We start from the raw sequence: 1,233 nt of genomic DNA on the forward strand, positions 1-1,233 counted from the left end.
GGAGGCACGGATCGCCTCCCACGGGTTCGCGCACGGCCCGCCGTCTGGTCACCGCTGCGAGCGTCGCCTACGTGGCGAACTGCGCCTGGGGCGCCGCCGTCGCCGTGCGGCTCATCCGGACGAGGAAGCTCCGCGTCGTCCACCACGGCCTGTTCGTCGTGACCGCCACGCTGACCGGTGTCGCGGCGACCACCCCGGTCTGGACGCGAAGCCGATCGGCGCTCTTCCTGCTCCCGGCGCTCGTGCCGCTCGCGGTCGCACCACGCACGAACCCGCGCTCCGGAGCACACTGGCAAGTCGCGGTCGCCGCGGCACCGTCCTACCTGGGGGCGTTGCTCGCGGGCCGCCGAGCAGAGAGGTGAGCAGTGGAGCTCTTCGAGGCGATCAGACGCCGGCGGACCACCAACGGACCGTTCCTCCCCGACCCCGTGTCGCCCGAGCACCAGCGCCTGCTCATGGAGCTGGCCGGCCGGGCACCGTCGCAGCTCAACAGTCAACCGTGGCGGTTCGTCCTCGTCGAGGAGCGCGACACGATCGACCGCGTCGCCGAGATCAGCGGCTCGTCGATGACCCGGACCATGGCCGAGGGAACGTTCTTCGAGCGGTACAAGCCGTACTTCCGGTTCTCCCAGGCCGAGATGGACGAGCGGCGCGACGGCATGCTGTTCGACAAGCTCCCCGGACCGCTCAAGCCCTTCACGAAGCAGGTGTTCACGAAGCGCGGGCAGCTGCTCATGAACACACTGCGGGTTCCGCACACCCTCGGTGAGGAGAACCGGAAGCTCGTCGCCGGGTCGCCGCTGCTGCTCGGCGTGCTGCTCGACCGGCACGAGTACCGGAAGGAGGAGCTCTCGGGCTTCTACTCGGTGTTCAGCATGGGTGCGGCGATGGAGAACATCTGGCTCGCCACGACCGAACTCGGCCTCGGCATCCAGTTCGTGTCCTTCCCGATGGAGACCCCCGGGGCGTGGGAGGAGATCGAGGGACTGCTCCACGTCCCCGAGTCGCTCGAGCTGATGGCCGTCTACCGGATCGGGTACCTCCCGCCCGAGCGCCGGCGTCCAGCGATCGACTGGACGTCGAGCGAGCGGAAGCGGCCGTCGCAGTACGTCTTCCGGGGGACCTGCGACACCCCGCAGCAGGGGTGGGACGACGCGCCCGTGGCGGGGCACATCGCCCCGGAGGCGACCACCTCGTGACCGCGGCCGTGCCCGCCGGGGGCGAGCCGCGCCT

The 1,233-nt window shown here is 70.6% G+C and carries 2 protein-coding genes; both read left to right on the forward strand.

Annotated elements, in window-relative coordinates; genetic code table 11:
- The coding region (locus tag BIV01_RS11985; protein ID WP_083413998.1) for a hypothetical protein at window positions 1-362 on the forward strand (362 nt) is incomplete at its 5' end.
- 3 nt (window positions 363-365) lie between these two features.
- Window positions 366-1,199: a nitroreductase family protein gene (locus BIV01_RS11990; protein WP_071296505.1), complete on the forward strand. Its 834-nt coding sequence runs from the start codon at window positions 366-368 to the stop codon at window positions 1,197-1,199.
- Window positions 1,200-1,233 lie beyond the last annotated feature (34 nt).

Source organism: Curtobacterium sp. MCBA15_013 (assembly GCF_001865095.1).
Classification (GTDB): Bacteria; Actinomycetota; Actinomycetes; order Actinomycetales; family Microbacteriaceae; genus Curtobacterium.